The organism is Oscillibacter hominis, from assembly GCF_014334055.1.
GTDB lineage: Bacteria > Bacillota > Clostridia > Oscillospirales > Oscillospiraceae > Oscillibacter > Oscillibacter hominis.
On sequence record NZ_CP060490.1, the window covers coordinates 1,464,880 to 1,485,420 of the forward strand.

Annotated in this window: 15 protein-coding genes, 4 tRNA genes and 3 rRNA genes; 7 read left to right on the forward strand and 15 right to left on the reverse strand. The window is 56.5% G+C overall.

The genetic code is table 11. The features are described from left to right. The first annotated feature begins 147 nt into the window (after nucleotides 1–147). Together H8790_RS07400 and nrdG are read left to right on the forward strand one after the other, a co-directional pair. Nucleotides 148–2,484 (forward strand): anaerobic ribonucleoside triphosphate reductase, encoded by a 2,337-nt coding sequence (locus H8790_RS07400; protein ID WP_187331919.1) that lies wholly within the window; start codon nucleotides 148–150, stop codon nucleotides 2,482–2,484. Between the two features lie 14 nt (nucleotides 2,485–2,498). Next, nucleotides 2,499–2,987: an anaerobic ribonucleoside-triphosphate reductase activating protein gene (gene nrdG / locus H8790_RS07405; RefSeq protein WP_187331920.1), complete on the forward strand. Its 489-nt coding sequence runs from the start codon at nucleotides 2,499–2,501 to the stop codon at nucleotides 2,985–2,987. 28 nt (nucleotides 2,988–3,015) lie between these two features. Here the strand turns inward: nrdG and H8790_RS07410 are convergent, their stop codons facing one another. From H8790_RS07410 to sfsA, 3 genes are all read right to left on the reverse strand, one after another. Then, nucleotides 3,016–3,972, reverse strand: a complete 957-nt coding sequence (locus H8790_RS07410) for a Na/Pi cotransporter family protein (protein ID WP_187331921.1) — start codon at nucleotides 3,970–3,972, stop codon at nucleotides 3,016–3,018. A gap of 54 nt (nucleotides 3,973–4,026) precedes the next feature. After that, entirely contained in the window at nucleotides 4,027–4,554 is a 528-nt protein-coding gene (locus H8790_RS07415; RefSeq protein WP_404821718.1) for a manganese efflux pump MntP, read from the reverse strand. 68 nt (nucleotides 4,555–4,622) lie between these two features. After that, on the reverse strand, nucleotides 4,623–5,297 hold the full coding sequence (sfsA, locus tag H8790_RS07420) for a DNA/RNA nuclease SfsA (RefSeq protein WP_187331923.1): 675 nt from the start codon (nucleotides 5,295–5,297) through the stop codon (nucleotides 4,623–4,625). A gap of 229 nt (nucleotides 5,298–5,526) precedes the next feature. Between sfsA and H8790_RS07425 the strand changes: the two genes are divergently transcribed. Genes H8790_RS07425 through H8790_RS07440 form a run of 4 tightly spaced genes read left to right on the forward strand, consistent with a single transcriptional unit; the run spans nucleotide 5,527 to nucleotide 8,860 of the window. Continuing rightward, nucleotides 5,527–5,808, forward strand: coding sequence for an OadG family protein (locus tag H8790_RS07425; RefSeq protein ID WP_187331924.1), 282 nt, complete (start codon nucleotides 5,527–5,529; stop codon nucleotides 5,806–5,808). Between the two features lie 19 nt (nucleotides 5,809–5,827). Then, nucleotides 5,828–6,196 (forward strand): acetyl-CoA carboxylase biotin carboxyl carrier protein subunit, encoded by a 369-nt coding sequence (locus H8790_RS07430; protein ID WP_187331925.1) that lies wholly within the window; start codon nucleotides 5,828–5,830, stop codon nucleotides 6,194–6,196. A 24-nt stretch (nucleotides 6,197–6,220) separates the two neighbouring features. Beyond that, nucleotides 6,221–7,402, forward strand: coding sequence for a sodium ion-translocating decarboxylase subunit beta (locus tag H8790_RS07435; protein WP_187331926.1), 1,182 nt, complete (start codon nucleotides 6,221–6,223; stop codon nucleotides 7,400–7,402). Nucleotides 7,403–7,414: 12 nt separating this feature from the next. Continuing rightward, nucleotides 7,415–8,860, forward strand: coding sequence for an oxaloacetate decarboxylase subunit alpha (locus tag H8790_RS07440; protein ID WP_187331927.1), 1,446 nt, complete (start codon nucleotides 7,415–7,417; stop codon nucleotides 8,858–8,860). A gap of 49 nt (nucleotides 8,861–8,909) precedes the next feature. On the opposite strand, the gene H8790_RS07445 is transcribed toward H8790_RS07440, so the two are convergent. From H8790_RS07445 to H8790_RS07500, 12 genes are all read right to left on the reverse strand, one after another. Next, nucleotides 8,910–9,758 (reverse strand): VanW family protein, encoded by an 849-nt coding sequence (locus tag H8790_RS07445; protein WP_187331928.1) that lies wholly within the window; start codon nucleotides 9,756–9,758, stop codon nucleotides 8,910–8,912. A 176-nt stretch (nucleotides 9,759–9,934) separates the two neighbouring features. Beyond that, nucleotides 9,935–10,050: ribosomal RNA gene (rrf, locus tag H8790_RS07450) — 5S ribosomal RNA — on the reverse strand. A 134-nt stretch (nucleotides 10,051–10,184) separates the two neighbouring features. Continuing rightward, nucleotides 10,185–10,260, reverse strand: a tRNA-Lys gene (locus tag H8790_RS07455). Between the two features lie 13 nt (nucleotides 10,261–10,273). Further along, nucleotides 10,274–10,348: transfer RNA gene (locus H8790_RS07460), tRNA-Glu, on the reverse strand. Nucleotides 10,349–10,475: 127 nt separating this feature from the next. Then, a 23S ribosomal RNA gene (locus H8790_RS07465) occupies nucleotides 10,476–13,319 on the reverse strand. 265 nt (nucleotides 13,320–13,584) lie between these two features. After that, nucleotides 13,585–13,660, reverse strand: a tRNA-Ala gene (locus H8790_RS07470). Nucleotides 13,661–13,704: 44 nt separating this feature from the next. Then, nucleotides 13,705–13,781 (reverse strand) — tRNA-Ile (locus H8790_RS07475). Between the two features lie 114 nt (nucleotides 13,782–13,895). Then, nucleotides 13,896–15,425, reverse strand: a 16S ribosomal RNA gene (locus tag H8790_RS07480). The 16S, 23S and 5S rRNA genes sit together here with 4 tRNA genes alongside, the layout of an rRNA operon. Before the next feature lie 475 nt (nucleotides 15,426–15,900). Beyond that, nucleotides 15,901–17,277: a radical SAM protein gene (locus tag H8790_RS07485; RefSeq protein ID WP_187331929.1), complete on the reverse strand. Its 1,377-nt coding sequence runs from the start codon at nucleotides 17,275–17,277 to the stop codon at nucleotides 15,901–15,903. A gap of 159 nt (nucleotides 17,278–17,436) precedes the next feature. Further along, nucleotides 17,437–17,994, reverse strand: a complete 558-nt coding sequence (locus tag H8790_RS07490) for a TetR/AcrR family transcriptional regulator C-terminal domain-containing protein (RefSeq protein ID WP_187331930.1) — start codon at nucleotides 17,992–17,994, stop codon at nucleotides 17,437–17,439. A 184-nt stretch (nucleotides 17,995–18,178) separates the two neighbouring features. Beyond that, nucleotides 18,179–18,754 (reverse strand): dipicolinate synthase subunit B, encoded by a 576-nt coding sequence (locus tag H8790_RS07495; protein WP_187331931.1) that lies wholly within the window; start codon nucleotides 18,752–18,754, stop codon nucleotides 18,179–18,181. After that, nucleotides 18,751–19,593: a dipicolinate synthase subunit DpsA gene (locus H8790_RS07500; protein ID WP_187331932.1), complete on the reverse strand. Its 843-nt coding sequence runs from the start codon at nucleotides 19,591–19,593 to the stop codon at nucleotides 18,751–18,753. The genes H8790_RS07495 and H8790_RS07500 overlap by 4 nt, the downstream gene beginning before the upstream one ends. 115 nt (nucleotides 19,594–19,708) lie before the next feature. Here H8790_RS07500 and H8790_RS07505 point away from each other — a divergent pair, with 115 nt between their 5' ends. Then, the gene (locus H8790_RS07505) at nucleotides 19,709–20,392 is read left to right on the forward strand and encodes a YjjG family noncanonical pyrimidine nucleotidase (RefSeq protein WP_187331933.1); all 684 of its coding nucleotides are present in this window, start codon (nucleotides 19,709–19,711) and stop codon (nucleotides 20,390–20,392) included. The last annotated feature ends 149 nt before the right edge of the window (nucleotides 20,393–20,541 follow it).

Consider the following 20,541-nt stretch of genomic DNA (forward strand, 5'->3'; position numbering starts at 1 on the left):
GCGCCTTTCCGCGCCCGGCCCCTGCCGGGTTCAGGCAGTCTCCATATTGACAGCCCAATCAGCCGGTGATACGATAAATAGTAACTTTCTGAGATGCACAGCAATGATTGCACAAGATATGGTAAGAGAAATGAGGGTATCCCGCATATGACCATTACAAAAATCCGAAAGCGCGATGGCCGCATGGCAGAGTTTGACCAGGAAAAGATCGCGCGGGCCATTGGCAAGGCCTTTGACGCCACCTATAAACCGGGCCAGACGGAGGCTGCCCGGCAATTGGCCGCCGAGGTGGCCTCCATCCTGGAGGTGGAGGGGATCGACGAGCCTGAGGTGGAGCACATCCAGGACCTGGTGGAGCGGGTTCTGATGGACAATGGCTATATCCAGACCGCCAAGGCCTATATTCTTTACCGCAATGAGCGCAGCCGCGCCCGGGAGATGAACACCCGCTTGATGAAAATATACGAGGACATCACCTACGCAGATGCCATCGACAGCGACATCAAGCGGGAAAACGCCAACATCGACGGCGACACCGCCATGGGCTCCATGCTCAAATACGGCAGCGAGGGCGCCAAGCAGTTTTACCAGATGTTCGTCATGAAGCCGGAGCACGCCAAGGCCCATCGGGAAGGTGACATCCACATCCACGACCTGGACTTCTATACCCTTACCACCACCTGCACCCAAATCGACATCCGCAGATTGTTCGCCGGCGGCTTCTGCACCGGCAGCGGCACCCTGCGGGAGCCCAACGACATCTCCTCCTATGCCGCCCTGGCCTGCATCGCCATCCAGTCCAATCAGAACGACCAGCATGGCGGGCAGTCCATCTGCGACTTCGACTATGGCATGGCCATCGGCGTGGGCAAGACCTTCCGGCGCACGTACCGCCAGAACCTGGCCCGGGCATTGAGCCTGGAATGCGGCGGGGAAGGCTGCGACGAGGCGCTGCGCAAGCTGTTGGATGAGGTCTATGAGCAGTCCGGGCTGCAGCCCTCCCTGGCGGACTGCGGCGCCTATCAGAAGGCGGAACAGCCCGCTCTCATGGAGTGCTTCCGCCTGGATGAAAACCAGGCGGAGCGGTATCAGTCCTTTGCCTACCGCCAGGCCGTACAGGAGACGGAACGGGCCACCTATCAGGCCATGGAGGCTCTGCTCCACAACCTCAATACCATGCATTCCCGTGCCGGCGCCCAGGTGCCCTTTTCCTCCATCAACTACGGCTGCGACACCTCTGCGGAGGGGCGGCTGGTGATGGAAAAGCTGCTGCTGGCCACAGAGGCGGGCCTGGGCGGAGGGGAGACGCCCATCTTCCCCATCCAGATCTTCCGGGTCAAGGAGGGAGTCAACTACAACCCCGGCGACCCCAATTACGACCTCTTCCAGCTGGCCATGCGGTGCAGCGCCAAGCGGCTGTTCCCAAATTTCAGCTTTATAGACGCGCCTTTCAACCTCCAGTACTATAAGCCCGGCCATCCGGAGACGGAAATTGCTTACATGGGCTGCCGCACCCGGGTTATCGGCAACGTCTTTGACCCATCCCGGGAAATCTGCAACCGCCGGGGAAACCTGAGCTTCACCACCATCAACCTGCCCCGGCTGGGCATCCGGGCAAAGGGCGACATCGAAGTCTTTTTCGACTCTCTGGACCGGATGCTGGACCTTTGCGTGGAACAGCTGCTGGAGCGCTTTGAGATCCAGTGCCGCAAGCATGTGCGCAACTACCCCTTCCTGATGGGCCAGGGCGTTTGGCTGGACTCGGAGCAGCTGGGCTGGAACGACGAGGTCCGGGAGGTGCTCCGCCACGGCACGCTGTCCGTCGGCTTTATCGGCCTGGCGGAAACCCTGGTGGCCCTCACCGGCCATCACCACGGAGAGGACGAGCGCTCGGAGCGCCTGGGGCTTGAGATCGTGGCCCATATGCGCTCCAGGATGGACGAGGAGTCCCGGAGACGGGGCCTGAATTTCACGCTGCTGGCCACACCGGCTGAGGGCCTTTCGGGCCGGTTTGTGAAGATCGACAAGCAGCGCTTCGGCATTCTTCCCGGCATCACCGACCGGGAATACTACACCAACAGCTTCCACATCCCCGTATACTACCCCATTTCCGCCTTCCGGAAAATCCAGTTAGAGGCGCCCTACCACGCCCTGACCAACGCAGGCCACATCAGCTACGTTGAGTTGGACGGCGATCCGGTGCAGAATCTGGAGGCCTTTGAAAAGGTCATCCGCTGCATGAAGGATCAGGGCATCGGCTACGGCTCCATCAACCACCCGGTGGACCGGGACCCCCTGTGCGGCTACAACGGCATCATCAACGACGAGTGCCCCGGCTGCGGCCGCCGCGAGTGCGACGGCGACGTGGGCTTTGAACGGATCCGCCGCATCACCGGATACCTGGTGGGCACCCTGGACCGGTTCAACGACGCCAAGCGGGCAGAGGTCCGGGACCGGGTGAAACACTCCCTGACGCAGCGTTGAAGGGTGGGATCGGAATGCGTATTGCCGCCACGGTACAGGACTCCATTGTGGACGGGCCGGGCTTTCGCTTCACCGTGTTCGTCCAGGGCTGCACCCACCGCTGTCCCGGCTGCCACAATCCTGAAACCCATGACGCCGCGGGTGGGTCTGAGCATCCGGTGGAGGAGCTGGCGGAACGGATGCTGTCCAACCCCTTGACCGATGGGCTGACCCTCTCCGGGGGAGAGCCCTTCGAGCAGCCGGAGGAGTGTTTGATGCTAGCCCGGGCCGCCCACGAAAACGGCCTGAATGTGTGGAGCTACTCCGGCTACACCTATGAGCAGCTGCTCCAGGGCACACCGGCCCAGCAGGCTCTTCTGCGGGAGCTTGACGTGTTGGTGGACGGCCCCTTCCTCTTGGAGCAGAGGACCTTATCCCTCCCCTGGCGAGGCAGCCGCAACCAGCGGGTGATCTCCATCCCTGAGAGCATGGCGGCCGGGCGGGCAGTCCTCCGCCAGCCATAGGAACCATGTGAAAAAGCCGAGTGAAGATTCACTCGGCTTTTGATTTGGCCCCATGGGCCGGCCTTCTCTTTTTACGGCCCGCCGTGGACTGCAGCCCATGCAACACACGGTATTGTTCCACCGTGGGCAGCGCAGCCACCGAAGCGGTCAGGTTGAAGAGCGTATGGCATGCTGCGATTTCCACCGGTGTCACCGGCGCGGCCAACAGGCCCCGCCAGAGGAAAATAGGCATCCAAAGGGCTGCGCCCACCAAGTTGAACCGCAGATGGAACGCCGCGGCCCTCCGGCCTGCTGTGCCGCAGCCCAGGGCAGAGAGCAGCGTGGTGGAACAGGTTCCCACATTGATTCCCAACAGCAGCGGCACCGCCGCCGCCCGCCGCAGCGTCCCGCCGGCGGCCAGCGCCTGAAGCATGCCCACGCTGACGCTGGAGCTCTGGAGAACGCCGGTAAAGGCCGCGCCGGCCAAAAACCCCAACATTGGATGCTCCGCCAGCGACGCCAATCGCAGGAAAAGCGCCGTATCCCCCAACGGCGCGGCGGCGGCCACCAGGCTCCGCATCCCGCTGAGCAGCAAAAAGAGCCCGATCAGTGCCGCCCCGGCCGTCCGGCGCCTGGCGGCAAGATACAGCCCCAGCCCGGCCACAGCCAGCAGGGCGAGCACTACCTCTTCCCCTTCCGGCACGCTCCACCCCAGACACAATAGCCAGGCCGTGGAGGTCGTCCCCACATTGGCCCCTGCAATGGCCGCGGAAGCCTGGGAAAAGGAAAGCAGCCCGGAGTCGCAGAGCGAAACCGCCAGCACCGTGGTGGCGGAGGAGGACTGGAGCAGTGCGGTCACTCCAACCCCCAGCAAAAAGCCGCCCCGTTTGGGCAGCGTATGTAAACCCCTCCCCTTTTCAAACATCGCCTGAAGGCTTTCCCCCAACAGCGACATGCCAAAGAGAAACAGCGCCATAGCGCATAAAATCCCGGTCAGCACCTCCATACAGCCCCTCCATGGGATTCAGGATATGCGCCCGGGAATCGGAAAAGACCTTTCTCAAATAAGCCCCAGGTGCTCCAGCAGGATCTTCACCCCGATGAGGATTAAAATCACGCCGCCGGCCAGTTCCGCCCGCTGCTTGTACCGGGTGCCGAAGACATTTCCCACGAATACGCCTGCAAAAGACAGCACAAAGGTAGTCAGCCCGATGATGGAGACGGCCATCCCAATGGACACGTCCAAAAAGGCAAAGGTGATACCCACGGCCAGCGCGTCAATGCTGGTGGCCACGGCCAAAATCAGCAGCTCCCTGTAGTCCAGCCGCTGCTCCGCGTCACAGGCCGTTTCCCCCGCGCCGCCGAAGCTCTCCTTCACCATCTTTCCGCCGATGAAGCCCAGCAGCAAAAAGGCCACCCAGTGGTCAACGGCTACAATATAACGGGCAAACTGAGACCCCAGCCACCAGCCCAAAAAGGGCATCAGCGCCTGAAAGGCGCCAAAAAACAGCGCAATGGCCGCAGTGTGCTTCAGATTCACCGTCTTCATGCAAAGCCCCTTGCACACCGACACCGCAAAGGCATCCATGGACAGGCCGATTCCAATCAAGAACAATTCCAGAACTCCCAATGTCTTCCTCCTTTTTTGATGTCCGCCTACAAAATCACCTTCACCCTGGAGTGAAGCTCCAGGCGGTCCGGAGATACCAGGCAGTCATATGCCAGCACCCGGACACCATTCCGGGATGCCTGTCGCAGCGCCGCCCCAAAGGCCGGGTGGGTGTCGTCGTTGGGCGCCACGCTGTGGATTCCCTCCATCTGTACCACGAAAAACAGCGTGGCGCCAAATCCAGCCTCCGCCGCGCGCTGGAGCTCCTCAATGTGCTTCACGCCCCGCTCCGTGGGCGCGTCCGGAAACCGGGCGAATCCGTCCTCTTCCAGCGTGACGCCCTTGACCTCCACGAATTCGCTTCCCTGCTCTGTGTCTATGCGGAAATCGAACCGGGAATGCCCATAGGTGTACTCCGGACGAATTTCCCGCACCCCGGGCCAGTGATCCGCCGCCCACTCCCCAAAGACATGGTTGGGCGCCTGGGCATCCATGTTGATGAGCCGATCCCCCTTGCGCACCGCAATCAGGTCATAGGGCGTTTTCCGGTTCGGGTTTTCCGCCGTTTCCAAAAAAACCTCCGCGCCCGGGAGGAGCAGTTCCCGGCAGCGCCCCGTATTTTTCACATGGCAGATCTGGCGCCGGCCTTCCAGGTCCACATAGGCGATGAACCGGTTCGGCCGCTCCAGAAAGCGAGCTCGTTTGACATCCCGATACTGCATTCCATCCCAACTTTCTATCCATCTGCATGCAAGAACAGTGTCATTTTATCACGGTTCTTCTCAAGAAGAAAGCATAAATTTTGCAAGCTTTCCTCCGTTATTTGTCTGTTTCATACAAAAAATTAACGTAATTTTGTCATCACATCAAAAAATTATGTCACGGAAGTCATTGTATTTCGTTCACAATTTTGTTACAATGAATTCAAATTGGCATTAAGGAGGATCAGTCATGGCGTATTCCAATTTGTTCGTATGCCTGCTGGGAATCGGAACCGTATTTTTCGGTCTGATTTGCATCATTGTTCTGGCAACCCTCATGAGTAGGGCGTGTGGAGCAAAGGCATCGAAAGCCCCCGTGGCCGCAGCACCTGCCGCCGCATCTGCACCCGTACCCGCTGAAGCGTCTATTCCGAACCGCCAGGAGATGATTGCCGCGATTTCTGCGGCCGTGGCAGACGAGCTGGGTACCGATATCTCCGCTATCCGCATTCTGTCTGTGAAAAAACTTTAAGGTATAGGAGAAGAAGAACATGAAGAAATACAAAGTCAATGTCAACGGAACCGCTTATGAAATTACCCTTGAAGACATCTCCGGTTCCGCCCCCGCCGCTGCTCCTGCTGCTGCACCTGTTGCCGCTCCCGCACCTGCCGCCCCCGCCGCTGCTCCTGCTGCCGCTCCCGCCAATGGCGAAAAGGTGGCAAGCCCCATGCCCGGCACCATCCTCTCCATCAATGTCGCTGCCGGCGACGCGGTGAAGAAGGGCCAGGTTTTGATGATCCTCGAGGCCATGAAGATGGAAAACGAGATCATGTGCCCCTGCGACGGCACCATCGCCTCTGTGAACACCACCAAGGGCGCCACTGTGGAATCTGGTGCACTGCTGTGTGTCATTCAGTAAAGTCTTGAGACAGGAGTAAGAAAAATGGAAGCAATTCTGAATTTTATTCAACAGACGGGTTTTTACCAGTTTGGCGTGGGTGACAACTGGAAATGCCTGATCATGATCGTCGTCTCCTTCATTCTGATGTATCTCGCAGTGGTGAAAAAGTTTGAACCCATGCTGCTGGTGACCATTGCATTCGGCATGCTCATCACCAACCTCCCCGGCGCCGACATGTACCATGAGGCCCTTTTTGCCGGCGGCCATGTGGACTGGGCCGCGTTCGGTGACGCGGCGGTGACCAAGGGCCTGATTGACTATCTGTACTTAGGCGTCAAGCTTGGCATCTATCCCTGCCTGATCTTTATGGGCGTGGGTGCCATGACCGACTTCGGTCCCCTGATCGCCAATCCCAAGAGCCTGCTGTTAGGCGCCGCCGCACAGTTGGGCATCTTCATGACCTTCGTGGGCTGCAACCTGTCCGGCCAGTTTACTCCGCAGGAAGCCGCCTCCATCGGCATCATCGGCGGCGCTGACGGCCCCACCGCCATCTTCGTCACCACCAAGCTGGCTCCCCAGCTGTTGGGCCCCATCGCTGTGGCCGCATACTCCTATATGGCTCTGGTGCCCGTGATCCAGCCTCCCATCATGCGTGCGCTGACCACCAAGGCGGAGCGTGAAATCGTCATGAAGCCTCTGCGTGTGGTCTCCAAGAAAGAAAAAGTTATCTTCCCCATCGTCGTCACCGTGTTTGTGGCCCTGCTGGTGCCCTCTGCCGCCCCCCTGATTGCCTGCCTGATGTTGGGCAACCTCTTCAAGGAAGCGGGCGTTGTGGATCGTCTGAGCAAGACCGTTCAGAACGAGCTCATCAACATCGTCACCATTTTCCTCGGCATCTCCGTGGGCGCCACCGCCACCGCCAGCACCTTCCTGGCCGGCAAGACCCTGCTGATCATGGCCATGGGTGTTGTGGCGTTCGGCTTCGGCACCGCAGGCGGTGTTCTGCTTGCCAAGTTCATGAACCTGTTCCTGAAGGAAAAGATCAACCCCCTGATCGGCTCCGCCGGCGTTTCCGCCGTGCCGATGGCCGCCCGTGTCTCCCAGGTGGAGGGCCAGAAGGCCAACCCCGCCAACTTCCTGCTGATGCACGCCATGGGCCCCAATGTGGCCGGCGTGATCGGTTCCGCAATTGCAGCCGGCGTGCTGATGGCACTGTTCGGCTAATAGGAGGACAACATGGAATTTTTAAGCAACAAGCCCCTGCTGATCACCGACACCATCCTCCGCGACGCGCACCAGTCCCAGGCCGCCACCAGAATGCGGCTGGAGGATATGCTGCCTGCCTGCGAGGTGTTGGACAGCATCGGCTACTACTCCCTGGAGTGCTGGGGCGGTGCAACGTTTGACAGCTGCATGCGCTTCCTCAACGAGGACCCCTGGGAGCGCCTGCGCGCCCTGCGCAAGGCACTTCCCAAAACCAAGCTGCAGATGCTGTTCCGGGGCCAGAACATCCTTGGCTACAAGCACTATGCCGATGATGTGGTCGACGCCTTCTGCCGCAAGTCCATTGAAAACGGCATTGACATCATCCGTATTTTCGATGCCCTCAACGACATCCGCAACCTGGAGCAGGCCATCAAGTCCACCAAGAAGTACGGCGGCCAGGTGGAGGCCACCCTCTCCTACACCATCTCCCCCATCCACAGCGAAGAATACTTTGTCAAGCTGGCAAAGGAACTGGAGGAAATGGGCGCCGACGCCATCTGCGTCAAGGATATGGCCAATTTGCTCCTGCCCATGGATGCTTACTCCCTTGTTAAGCATCTGAAGGAAACGGTCTCCGTCCCCATCCACCTGCACACCCACAACACCACCGGCACCGGCGATATGGTCTATCTGATGGCCGCTATGGCCGGCGTGGATATTGTGGATACCGCGCTCTCCCCCATGGCCAACGGCACTTCTCAGCCGGCTACAGAGTCCCTGGTGGCTACGCTGAAGGGCACCCCGCGGGACACCGGCCTGGACCTTGGCAAAATGAGCGAAGCCGCCAAGCACTTCCGCAAGGTGGCCGCCCGCCTGCAGGCCGAAGGCTCTTTGGATCCCAAGGTGCTGCATGTGGACACCAACACGCTTCTTTATCAGGTTCCCGGCGGCATGCTCAGCAACCTGATCTCCCAGCTGAAGCAGGCTGGGAAAGAGGATCAGTATTATGATGTGTTGGCTGAAATTCCCCGCGTCCGCAAAGATTTCGGTTATCCTCCCCTGGTGACTCCTTCTTCCCAGATCGTGGGCACCCAGGCTGTCATGAATGTCATCACCGGCCAGCGCTACAAGACCTTCCCCAAGGAGTCCAAGGCCATGCTGCGCGGCGAGTACGGCAAACTGCCTGGTGAGATCAATGAAGAGGTCCGTGCCAAAGCGGGCATCGCTCCCGAGGACGTGATCACCTGCCGGCCTGCTGATCTTTTGGAGCCCGAGTTGGAGAAGTATCGCGCGGAGTATAAGGACATCGCCAAGAGTGAGGAGGACATCCTCAGCCTGGCCCTGTTCCCCCAGGTCGCTCCCAAATTCCTGGACTACCGGGACAATCCCCATAAGGAGGAACCCGCAGCAGCTCCCGCTGCCGCCGCAGATCCCAACGCGGTCCGCGAGCTGTATGTAGAGGACTGCAGCCACTGATTTGATTCAAGCACAACAGTAAAAAATGAGGATGGTTATGATACCATCCTCATTTTTTAGTTCGTATATCTGTCTCCGGCAGCAGCGGGCTGTACATCATAATTGCATCATTGGTGAAGAGAAATTCTTCTTCAAGAAACTCTCCAGAGGCGAGATCAAATTTTTTACGGTACAAGGCATTGTGCCGTACATATCCGCCCCAGTAGCCCTGCTCCATCCTGGCGTCCCGTTCCACAATCTCATAGCGGAGCGCAGGAGTCTTCACGGAGCGCCACTCACCTTCCAGATGGCTCTCAGTGACCCGAAGACAAAGCTGAACATCCTGCTCTGTATCATTTCGAATCATCAGATCACGGTGGGGATAAGCACAGGTGGCACCGCTGCCAAAGGGCTGTGTCCGGTTGGAGTCCGGAAATACATCGTGAGAATGGCGGTACCGCTCAATCACAGTCAAGGGCGTATGGAGTGTCATCCAAAAAATCAGGTTGGACAGCTGACAGAGGCCACCGCCTACATCACTTCCGATCCGCCCCAAAAAGAGCACCATTCCATCCAGATACCCCTTTCTCCGGCTGGGTTTTCCAATCAGTCTCCAATAGCTGAAAGTCTCCCCCGGGTGGAGAATCAAGCCGTCTAAGCGGGCCACTGCCAACCGCAAATTCGTAACCTTATTCTTTTGTAACTGCATCTCTTCACCCTTCAGCTGGCGAAATAGCGGTGTCGCATGAGAAAACTGAACACATGGCAACAGTTCTTTTTGCCGTATACCCGCCCAGTGATACTGATGTGAGTTCCATAGAAGATACCGCTTTCCAGCATAGTATGCTTTTCCAATTCTCAGACGCAGCCAACTGCGATGAATTGGTGGGCGAAGCGTGGGATGATTTGGATCAACCATATCAAAGCACTTTCTTTCATCGGATTTCAAGCTGAAAGCACAAGGGGGATGCAGGATCAAGAAAGGATGATAACGCGCAGGCGTGTCAGGCTCGGGGAGCGGCAAACCCAATCCACAAAGGAGCGCGAGGGGAAAAGAAAAGCAGGCCGGACAGGTTTCCCTGTCCGGCCTTATCGTGTTGGCGCTACCTATCTTCCCGGGCCGTCTCCAGCCAAGTATTGTGAGCAGAAACGAGCTTAACTGCCGTGTTCGGAATGGGAACGGGTGGACCCTCGCTCTAATCAGCACCAACTGTCATCCGGAACACTCCGGAAAACAAACAAATTATAAAGTTTTTCCTGCCTCTTGTCAAGCCCTTTTTGAGGACTTAGAACCGGAAGCAAGCTCCCGCTCACTTCCCATTCTCAACCCTCAACGGCTGATCTTTGGTGCGCCTTCAGGGACTCGAACCCGGGACCCACTGATTAAGAGTCAGTTGCTCTACCAACTGAGCTAAAGGCGCATACACATCGAATTGGTGACCCGTACCGGATTCGAACCGATGTTAACGGCGTGAGAGGCCGCTGTCTTAACCACTTGACCAACGGGCCGCGTCGTCATCGCAAACCCATTCCGTTGGGTTTTGCTTGGATTTACGGGGTTCATGGCCGCTCCATGCACCCTCAAAACCGAACAATGTATGTTTCCTTCCACTTCAGGCCGCCTGCATTTTCATTGTAGGTCAAGCCCTCGGGCGATTAGTACCGGTCAGCTGCATGCGTTGCCGCACTTCCACTTCCGGCCTATCAACCAGGTAGTCTTCCTGGGCCCTTACCTCTTTTCAGAGTGAGAGATCTCATCTTAGGGGGAGTTTCACGCTTAGATGCCTTCAGCGTTTATCTCGTCCGTACATAGCTACCCAGCTATGCCCTTGGCAGGACAACTGGTGCACCAGAGGTACGTCCATCCCGGTCCTCTCGTACTAAGGACAGCTCCCTTCAAATCTCTTACGCCCGCAACAGATAGGGACCGAACTGTCTCACGACGTTCTGAACCCAGCTCGCGTGCCGCTTTAATTGGCGAACAGCCAAACCCTTGGGACCGAATTCAGCCCCAGGATGCGACGAGCCGACATCGAGGTGCCAAACCTCCCCGTCGCTGTGGACGCTTGGGGGAGATCAGCCTGTTATCCCCAGGGTAGCTTTTATCCGTTGAGCGATGGCATTTCCACTCACATACCACCGGATCACTAACTCCAACTTTCGTTACTGCTCGACCCGTCGGTCTCGCAGTTAGGCTCGTTTATGCGTTTACACTCACTGCACGATTTCCGTCCGTGCTGAACGAACCTTTGAGCGCCTCCGTTACTCTTTTGGAGGCGACCGCCCCAGTCAAACTGCCCGCCTAACAGTGTCCCCCGACCCGATTCAGGGCCGCAGGTTAGAAAATCAGCAATCCAAGAGTGGTATCCCACCGGCGACTCCACTGAACCTGACGGTCCAGCTTCCAAGTCTCCCACCTATCCTGTACATGAATTACCGATTTCCAGTATTAAGCTGCAGTAAAGCTCCATGGGGTCTTTCCGTCTAGTTGCGGGTAACTGGCATCTTCACCAGTACTACAATTTCGCCGGGCGGGCTGTTGAGACAGTGCCCAAATCATTACGCCTTTCGTGCGGGTCAGAACTTACCTGACAAGGAATTTCGCTACCTTAGGACCGTTATAGTTACGGCCGCCGTTTACCGGGGCTTCGATTCAATGCTTCGCCTTGCGGCTGACATCTCCTCTTAACCTTCCGGCACCGGGCAGGCGTCAGCCCATATACGTCATCTTTCGATTTAGCATAGACCTGTGTTTTTGGTAAACAGTTGCTTGGGCCTATTCACTGCGGCCCCTTTCGGGGCTCCCCTTCTTCCGAAGTTACGGGGTCAACTTGCCGAGTTCCTTAACAACCCTTCTCCCGTTGGCCTTAGGATTCTCTCCTCATCTACCTGTGTCGGTTTGCGGTACGGGCACCTTAGCATACACATGAGCTTTTCTCGCCTTCAAGCATCGCAGACTTCCCTACTCTAATTTCGGTCCCTTTCGCCCGGGGCAACCAACGCCCGGGTTCTGCTATCTCAAAGTGTCCCTCATGCTTAAGGTTCGGTGGCTACGGAATTTCTACCGTATGTGCATCGACTACGCCTTTCGGCCTCGCCTTAGCCCCCGGCTTACCTTGGGCGGACGAACCTTCCCCAAGAAACCTTAGATTTTCGGCCATTATGATTCCCACATAATTCTCGCTACTCATTCCGGCATTCTCACTTGTGTACAGTCCACCTGTGCTTCCGCTCAGACTTCACCCCGTACACAACGCTCCCCTACCACGCGCTTGCGCGCATCCCAAGCTTCGGTTGTATGCTTAGCCCCGTTATATTTTCCGCGCAGAACCACTCGACCAGTGAGCTATTACGCACTCTTTTAATGAGTGGCTGCTTCTAAGCCAACATCCTGGTTGTTTTTGCAGCTCCACATCGTTTTCCACTTAGCATACATTAGGGACCTTAGCTGTGGGTCTGGGCTGTTTCCCTTTTGACAATGAAACTTATCTCACACTGTCTGACTGCTATGCATCAATTATCCGGCATTCAGAGTTTGATAGGCGTTGGTAATCTTATCGACCCCTCGACCATTCAGTGCTTTACCTCCGGTAATCTAACATAACGCTAACCCTAAAGCTATTTCGGGGAGAACCAGCTATCTCCGAGTTCGATTGGAATTTCTCCGCTATCCACAAGTCATCCGCCACCATTGCAACGGGGGTCGGTTCGGTCCTCCATGGGGTTTTACCCCCACTTCAACCTGCTCATGGATAGGTCACCCGGTTTCGGGTCTATGGCAACGAACTTCACACGCCCTATTCAGACTCGCTCTCGCTGCGCCTCCGGCACTGAATGCCTTAAGCTTGCTCGTTACTATAACTCGCCGGACCGTTCTACAAAAAGTACGTCATCACACTTTAACGTGCTTTGACTGCTTGTAAGCACAAGGTTTCAGGTTCTCTTTCACTCCCCTTCCGGGGTCCTTTTCACCTTTCCCTCACGGTACTGCTCCTCTATCGGTCATCAGGTAGTATTTAGGCTTGGAGGGTGGTCCCCCCTGTTTCCCACCGGGTTTCACGTGTCCGGCGGTACTCTGGATCCTCACTGACGCAACTCATCTTTCGGATACGGGGCTCTCACCCGCTGTGGCCGGCCTTCCCATGCCGTTCTCCTAAACTATTGCGCCGTTATGTGAGTCCACAACCCCAGGGAATAAATCCCCTGGTTTGGCCTCTTCCGCGTTCGCTCGCCACTACTTACGGAATCTCTGTTGATGTCTTTTCCTCGCCCTACTTAGATGTTTCAGTTCAGGCGGTTCCCCGCGTACGCCTATTTTGTTCAACGCACGCTGACAGAGTATTGCTCTGCCGGGTTGCCCCATTCGGAAATCTGCGGATCAATGGATATTTGCTCCTCCCCGCAGCTTATCGCAGCTTGTCACGTCCTTCGTCGGCTCCTGATGCCAAGGCATTCCCCTTGCGCTCTTTTTAGCTTGACCTATTTCGAACAATCTTTCAATTGGTTCTCTTAGTTGAATTATGCAGGCTTCCTCAGAATCTTTTTGAAATTGTAATTGTTACCCTCATCTTTTCAGATGTTGTTCCACAATTAAATTACCTTCCGAACTTTTGTCCAGAAGACCTCTTCTGTTGCCTTACATGTCTTTCATCATACATTGTTCAGTTTTCAAGGTGCATTCCCCGGCTTCTTTTGAAGCCAGATTGAAACATTTAATCCCTTAAATGCTTCAATCTGATCTCAAATGGTGGAGATAGTCGGGATCGAACCGGCGACCTCCTGCTTGCAAGGCAGGCGCTCTCCCAGCTGAGCTATATCCCCGGCTGTATATTCCCCATCCCCTCTCGGGGACGGCTGCTTTTTTGTGGTGGGCCCGAGTGGGCTCGAACCACCGACCTTACGATTATCAGTCGTACGCTCTAGCCAGCTGAGCTACGGGCCCATAACCACCGAGGGCTGCACCCTCTAAATTAAACAACGTAACTACTTCCTCCGCACCTTCCGGCTGACCTTAGGATGTTATGCCAGAACCTCGATCCTGGCAATGTCTCCTTAGAAAGGAGGTGATCCAGCCGCACCTTCCGATACGGCTACCTTGTTACGACTTCACCCCAATTATCGAACCCACCTTCGACCGCGCCCTCATTGCTGTTAGGCTACGGGCTTCGGGTGTTCCCGACTCTCATGGTGTGACGGGCGGTGTGTACAAGGCCCGGGAACGTATTCACCGCGGCATGCTGATCCGCGATTACTAGCGATTCCGACTTCATGCAGGCGGGTTGCAGCCTGCAATCCGAACTGGGACGGCTTTTAGGGGTTCGCTCCACCTCACGGCTTTGCATCCCTCTGTTTACCGCCATTGTATTACGTGTGTGGCCCAGGACATAAGGGGCATGATGATTTGACGTCGTCCCCACCTTCCTCCGTTTTGTCAACGGCAGTCTCGCTAGAGTGCTCTTGCGTAGCAACTAACAATAGGGGTTGCGCTCGTTGCGGGACTTAACCCAACATCTCACGACACGAGCTGACGACAACCATGCACCACCTGTCTCTACTTTCCCCGAAGGGCACTTAATGCATCTCTGCTTCATTAGTAGGATGTCAAGCCCTGGTAAGGTTCTTCGCGTTGCTTCGAATTAAACCACATAATCCACCGCTTGTGCGGGCCCCCGTCAATTCCTTTGAGTTTCAACCTTGCGATCGTACTCCCCAGGTGCAATACTTATTGTGTTAACTCCGGCACGCAGGGGGTCAGTCCCCGCACACCTAGTATTGATCGTTTACAGCGTGGACTACCAGGGTATCTAATCCTGTTTGCTCCCCACGCTTTCGCGCCTCACCGTCAGTTGTCGTCCAGTAATCCGCCTTCGCCACTGGTGTTCCTCCTTATATCTACGCATTTCACCGCTACACAAGGAATTCCGATTACCTCTCCGATACTCAAGAAAGACAGTTTCAAATGCAGTTTGGAGGTTGAGCCTCCAGATTTCACATCTGACTTGCCTTCCCGGCTACACGCCCTTTACACCCAGTAAATCCGGACAACGCTTGCCACCTACGTATTACCGCGGCTGCTGGCACGTAGTTAGCCGTGGCTTGTTTTCAGGGTACCGTCTTCTACTCTTCCCCTGTCAAAGAAGTTTACAACCCGAAAGCCTTCTTCCTTCACGCGGCGTTGCTGGGTCAGACTTGCGTCCATTGCCCAATATTCCCCACTGCTGCCTCCCGTAGGAGTCTGGGCCGTATCTCAGTCCCAATGTGGCCGGTCAACCTCTCAGTCCGGCTACTGATCGTCGCCTTGGTGGGCCGTTACCTCACCAACAAGCTAATCAGACGCGAGGCCATCTTTCAGCGATAAATCTTTGACATACCGACCATGCGGTCAATATGCATCATGCGGTATTAGCAGTCGTTTCCAACTGTTGTCCCCCTCTGAAAGGCAGGTTCCTCACGCGTTACTCACCAGTCCGCCACTAAGCATTCCCTTCAGTTGTCCGAAAACTCCTTCAGGGGTGCTCCGTTCGACTTGCATGTGTTAAGCACGCCGCCAGCGTTCGTCCTGAGCCAGGATCAAACTCTCTATAAATTCGTATCAACACAGGCCGTGGCCTGAGCTAATCTTAACTTACAGAGCTATTTCCATAGCTTCTTGTTTTGCCCTGCGTTTGGGTAATTGACTAAACCCCTACTTGCAAGGCCTTTATCGGTGCGCACTGTGATTTCTCACAAGTACGCTTACCGTCTGGTGCTTTCTTTTCGTTACGTTGTTTAATTTACAAGGTGCACGCCTCACCGGCGGAACATTGCTATTATACCAAGCCCTCACTGCCTTGTCAACCTCTTTTTTTCAGCTGCTGCAAGGCTTTGCGGGATCGGTCCACGGCGTTCCGTGTGGGATAGCTTGCTTAGAATACCAAAGGTTTTTACAAAAGTCAAGCCTCTTTTTTAATTTTTTACACTTTTTGCGCAGATTTGTGTAAAAGGCCCTCTTTTTTATGGAAAATACCGGAAGGGCATTCAGCTGACACGGCAGCCAAACGCCCTTCCATTAGCAGATCTGATTACTCTGCTTTTTTCTGACAATCGCCGCAGGAGGCACAGCCGTGGGAACATGCCCAGAGGCGGTCCGCCACAGGTGCCCACTTCTCCGCCTTCTCCCTGCATTTTTCCGCAAGGTCATGTACATCCTCCGGGTCCTGAAGGTCTGTGGAATGGGCTTCGGCGCTGTCCACCATTTGAGCCAGGCGGCCTGGGTTGTCCAGCAGCGGGCAAGGGCGCAGATGGTTTTCATGAAAAGGTTGGTTGTTGTGATAGGCCATGAACATGGGGGATTGATACGCCTCAAGCAAAGTCTTCTCCCGGATATTGGAGTCGGAATAGTGGATAAACGCACAGGGCTCGATGTCGCCGTTGGCATTGATATGGAGGTAGCAGCGGCCGCCGGCAATGCACCCCTGTACGTATTCCCCATCGTTCCAGAAGTCCATGGTGAACAGCGGCTTGGTTTTCCGGAATTCCCGGATGCGGTGGTACATAAACTCCCTCTGCTCCGCAGTCGCCATCAAATCAGTGGGGGCGCCCACCCCGACGGGCATATAGGTGAAGAACCAGGCGAATTTCGCGCCCCACTCCACCATGGCGTCAAAATACTCCTCCGAGCCGATCATCGCATAATTCCTGCTGGTATAGCAGCAGGAAACGCCGAAGGGCAGCTTCTTCTCGCGCAGGATCTCCATACCGCGGCGCAGCTTTGCAAAAGTCCCCTTGCCCCGTCGGAAATCCGTGTCCTCTTCAAACCCCTCCACGGAGATGGCAGGCACAAAATTCTTAACCCGAAGCATCTCATCGGCAAATGCCTCGTCGATCAGCGTGCCGTTGGTAAAGGCCAGGAACTGACAGTCGGAGTGCTTGGCGCACAGTGCGAGGAGGTCGTCCTTGCGAACCAGGGGCTCACCGCCGGAGTAGATGTACATATAGGTGCCAAGGGCCTTGCCCTGCTCGATGATGGAGTCCAGTTCGTCTAAGGTCATGTTCATCCGGTTGCCGTACTCCGCCGCCCAGCAGCCGGTGCAGTGCAGGTTACAGGCGGAGGTGGGGTCCATCAAAATGGCCCATGGGATGTTGCACCCATATTTTTCCCGGTTTTCCGTCAGCTTTGGATTGGAAATCATATTGGCATTCACCACAAAGTTGGTGAACAACGTCTTGCGCACCTCGCTGTCCACATCCGTCCACAGGCTCTTGGCCAGGCGGAACCAATTGTTGTCCGGATCGGAGAGCGCCTGGCGGACCGGCCCCAGCTGACGGGCAATCCCGCCCTCCTGATCCAGCTTCTCCGCCAGATCCAGCATTTTGGGAATGTTGTTTTCCGGATCCCTGTCCAGATACTCATAGGCCTTGTTCAGGGAGAGTTTTTTAAAGGTATTGGTGAGATTCATACCGCCACATCCTTTCTCTTTTCTAAGTCCAGATATATCCCACCAGCCATATAATGAATATAGGCAAAATCCAAAATATGTCCAAATTTCCGACATCCGTAGGAAAAAGGAGGAACCCATCGCAGGCTTGCGACGGACTCCTCCCAAAGCGGCACACCGCTATTTTCCCTCAAAGTTTTTCAGCACCAGCCCCAGGCTTCCGTCCACCGCCTGCTCAAACTTCTCCAGCCGCAGCAGCTGAGACCGGCGCATTCCGGTTTCAATCCAGTTGCACATGAGTCCGGCGGCCCCCTGGGTGTATAGATCTGTCACGAAATCCCGGTTTTCCAGAGAGACCCGAATGCCTTTGGCCTGTTCCTCCACGATGGCCGCCACATAGGGGCGCAGAACCCTGTTGACGTATCGGGTCACTTCCCCATGGGAAATGGAGTTGTACACGTTCAGGATCAGGGCCCGGTTCTCGGTCAGGTGATCGGCGAGGCGGTAAAGTACCTCGCTCCATCTGCCATAATCGATCTCCTCCCTGGCGATGTTGGCAAACTCCTCCCGGAAAATCCACTCCACCAGGTCGTACACATCGTGAAAGTGATAGTAGAAGGTCTGCCGGTTCACGCCGCAGTCCTCCACAAGGTCCTTCACTGTGATTTTATCCAGCGGGCTTTTCGCCAACAGCTTTTTCATCGACTCCGCAAGTGCCCGCTTAGTCGTCTGCGCCATAGAACCCTCCGTTCCAACCGCCGATATTCCCGTGACTCCCTATTATAATGGTATTTTTTTCAGTATATCTGATTTTTTGATCGGAAAACAGTGGTATTTTTCACAAGATTTTCACACGCTTTTCGCATCTCTGCCGTGAACCACAAAAAACATCCGCGGAGGATTCCTCCGCGGATGTTTGCACTCAGCCCAAAAGGAGCGGCTGAAGCTGGCGTCCCTGCATTGCCTCTTCCACCGTGGCGGAGATCAGTGTGAAATCTGCCATCAGCGAACAGGGCTTTGCCAAGGCGTTGTCCTGCCCAAAGGGGACAAAGTAATAGTTCTTCCGCACCAGCAGCTCGCCGATGTTCTTCGCGCCGCCGGACAGCCCGTCGTTGCTGGCCATGGCGATGACCACAGGGCGGCCGTTGCGCAAATGTGCCTTTGCCGCCATGGTGACGGCGGTATCCGTGATGCCGTTGGCCAGTTTGGCAATGGTGTTTCCCGTGCACGGTGCAATCACCAGCACATCCAGCAGCCCCTGAGGGCCGATGGGCTCCACCGACGGGATGTCTTTCCAGGCTTTCCTGCCGGTGATCGCCTCCACCTTTTCCACAAAGGCCTCAGCCTCACCGAACCGGGTATTGGTCACCGCGCTGATCTCTGACAAAATAGGGATGACGGTGGCGTACTCCCGGGTTATCTTTTCCAACTCACTAAGTATACGGTCATGGGTGCAGAAGGAACCGCAAATTGCGAACCCAACTCGTTCCGTTTTCAAACGGTCTCACCTCGTTCTTCGAGAATATGATATACCGCATCCCGGACCGCGGCGGCAGCCGTCTCCGGCGCAGCTTTTCCCGGCAGGCCCCGGGCCCAGAGGAATGGAATCCCCAGTTCCTCTGCCGCAGCGCCGTCGATCCCTTGCCGGGAGGCAAGGTCGATACACAGGCACTTCGGCGTCAAACACTGCAATAGGCCGCGATCCAGGATGAGAGAGGGTGCGGTGTTGAATATCACCCGGGGGCTGTTCAGCCCTTCCCTTAGGTGTTCTGTGGATACGGCCTTCATACCGTCTGCCAGGGCCCAGGAGCGGGCCGCATAACTTCTTGCCGCAACTGTGACGGAGGCGCCTAACGCACGGAGCCGGCGGGCAAGGAGTTTTCCGATCCGGCCGTAGCCGATGACCAGGCACTCCGCGCCCCACAATGTAACAGGCAGGCGCTCCATAGCCAGTTGGAGCGCTCCCTCTGCGGTGGCAACCGCGTTGATCACAGTGAGCTCCTCACGAAGAAAATAATCCTTGAGTTCCAGTCCCTGTTCCTCCGCACCCTGTATGGCTTCGGGTCCGGCCTGGCCAGCGCAGATCAGTTGGGACGGTGACAGTACACGCCACAGCTGCGCAAGCGCAAGCGTTCCCTCGGTGCAGTTGAGCATCCCGCTCTCCCGGGACAGCGGCAGCGGCAAGAGCACGCACTCTGCCGCCGCAGTCTCTTTCAGGGCACCGGCGTCACAATCCGGCACCCCCCATGTAATCACTTGATGTCCATCCTCTGTCAGCAGCCGCGCGAGGCAGGTTTGCCGCGTATCTCCGCCGAGCAATGCAAATGTCCGTTTCATTCAACTCCCCCTCTGCCTTTATGCTATGCCCCGGTCTACAGGAGGGTGATTGATTGCATCCGGATTTTGTGGTATGATTCCGGGGAAACCAAGATTCATTCAATGGAGGAGTTTTATGAGCAGATACCCCTACCTTTTATTGGACGCGGATCACACGCTGTTTGACTTCAACCGCGCCGACCGCCTGGCCTTTTCCGCCACCAGCCGCTACGGCGGCTTTCCCGATACTGAGGAGATGTACAAGGCCTTTTCCCAGATCAACCAGGGCCTCTGGAACCAGTTTGATCAGGGTCTTGTCTCCAAGGAGTTTTTAGTGGTGGAGCGGTTTGCCCGCTTTTTAAAGGCCATCGGCTCCGACGCCGACCCCCGCGGCTGCAACAGCGTCCAGCTGGAGTCCCTGAGCCACGGCTCTTTTCTCCTGCCCCACGCGGAGGAAGTCTGCCGCACCCTCGCCCAAGCCCATCAGCTCTACATTGTCACCAACGCCGTGGCCTCTGTGCAGAAGGGCCGCCTCTCCCGCAGCGCCATCGCGCCGTACATAAAGGCTGCCTTCATCTCGGAGGAGGCCGGAGCCGGAAAGCCGGACCCGGCCTATTTTGACTACGTTTTTTCCCGCATCGACGGTATTACCCGGGAAAACTGCCTGGTGGTGGGCGATTCCATCGCAACGGACATCCGGGGCGCCAACAACGCCGGGCTCCCCTGCTGCTGGTTCAACCCCGAGGGGCTGACGCCTCCGGCAGGCCTTCGGATCGACTATACCATCTCCGATCTGTGGGAGCTCTGCCAGATCGTATGAAAAATGCCGGCGTCCATGAATGGACGCCGGCATTTATTGCTTCGGACAGGATGCGTGCTCAATTCCATTGTGCCTCAATTGCAGTGGCCGCCTCGGATGCACCAACATTCCAGTCACCGCGAAACGGCGGTTTTCTGAAAAGTGGAATC

What these genes read in the sequence shown, in the direction of transcription:
- nrdG (WP_187331920.1), top strand. Translation starts at nt 2,499, where the DNA reads ATGCGTATTGCCGCCACGGTACAGGACTCCATTGTGGACGGGCCGGGC.
- sfsA (WP_187331923.1), bottom strand. Translation starts at nt 5,297, where the DNA reads ATGCAGTATCGGGATGTCAAACGAGCTCGCTTTCTGGAGCGGCCGAAC.
- H8790_RS07440 (WP_187331927.1), top strand. Translation starts at nt 7,415, where the DNA reads ATGGAATTTTTAAGCAACAAGCCCCTGCTGATCACCGACACCATCCTC.
- H8790_RS07415 (WP_404821718.1), bottom strand. Translation starts at nt 4,554, where the DNA reads ATGGATGCCTTTGCGGTGTCGGTGTGCAAGGGGCTTTGCATGAAGACG.
- H8790_RS07505 (WP_187331933.1), top strand. Translation starts at nt 19,709, where the DNA reads ATGAGCAGATACCCCTACCTTTTATTGGACGCGGATCACACGCTGTTT.
- H8790_RS07425 (WP_187331924.1), top strand. Translation starts at nt 5,527, where the DNA reads ATGGCGTATTCCAATTTGTTCGTATGCCTGCTGGGAATCGGAACCGTA.
- H8790_RS07490 (WP_187331930.1), bottom strand. Translation starts at nt 17,994, where the DNA reads ATGGCGCAGACGACTAAGCGGGCACTTGCGGAGTCGATGAAAAAGCTG.
- H8790_RS07445 (WP_187331928.1), bottom strand. Translation starts at nt 9,758, where the DNA reads ATGGTTGATCCAAATCATCCCACGCTTCGCCCACCAATTCATCGCAGT.
- H8790_RS07400 (WP_187331919.1), top strand. Translation starts at nt 148, where the DNA reads ATGACCATTACAAAAATCCGAAAGCGCGATGGCCGCATGGCAGAGTTT.
- H8790_RS07430 (WP_187331925.1), top strand. Translation starts at nt 5,828, where the DNA reads ATGAAGAAATACAAAGTCAATGTCAACGGAACCGCTTATGAAATTACC.
- H8790_RS07410 (WP_187331921.1), bottom strand. Translation starts at nt 3,972, where the DNA reads ATGGAGGTGCTGACCGGGATTTTATGCGCTATGGCGCTGTTTCTCTTT.
- H8790_RS07500 (WP_187331932.1), bottom strand. Translation starts at nt 19,593, where the DNA reads ATGAAACGGACATTTGCATTGCTCGGCGGAGATACGCGGCAAACCTGC.
- H8790_RS07435 (WP_187331926.1), top strand. Translation starts at nt 6,221, where the DNA reads ATGGAAGCAATTCTGAATTTTATTCAACAGACGGGTTTTTACCAGTTT.
- H8790_RS07485 (WP_187331929.1), bottom strand. Translation starts at nt 17,277, where the DNA reads ATGAATCTCACCAATACCTTTAAAAAACTCTCCCTGAACAAGGCCTAT.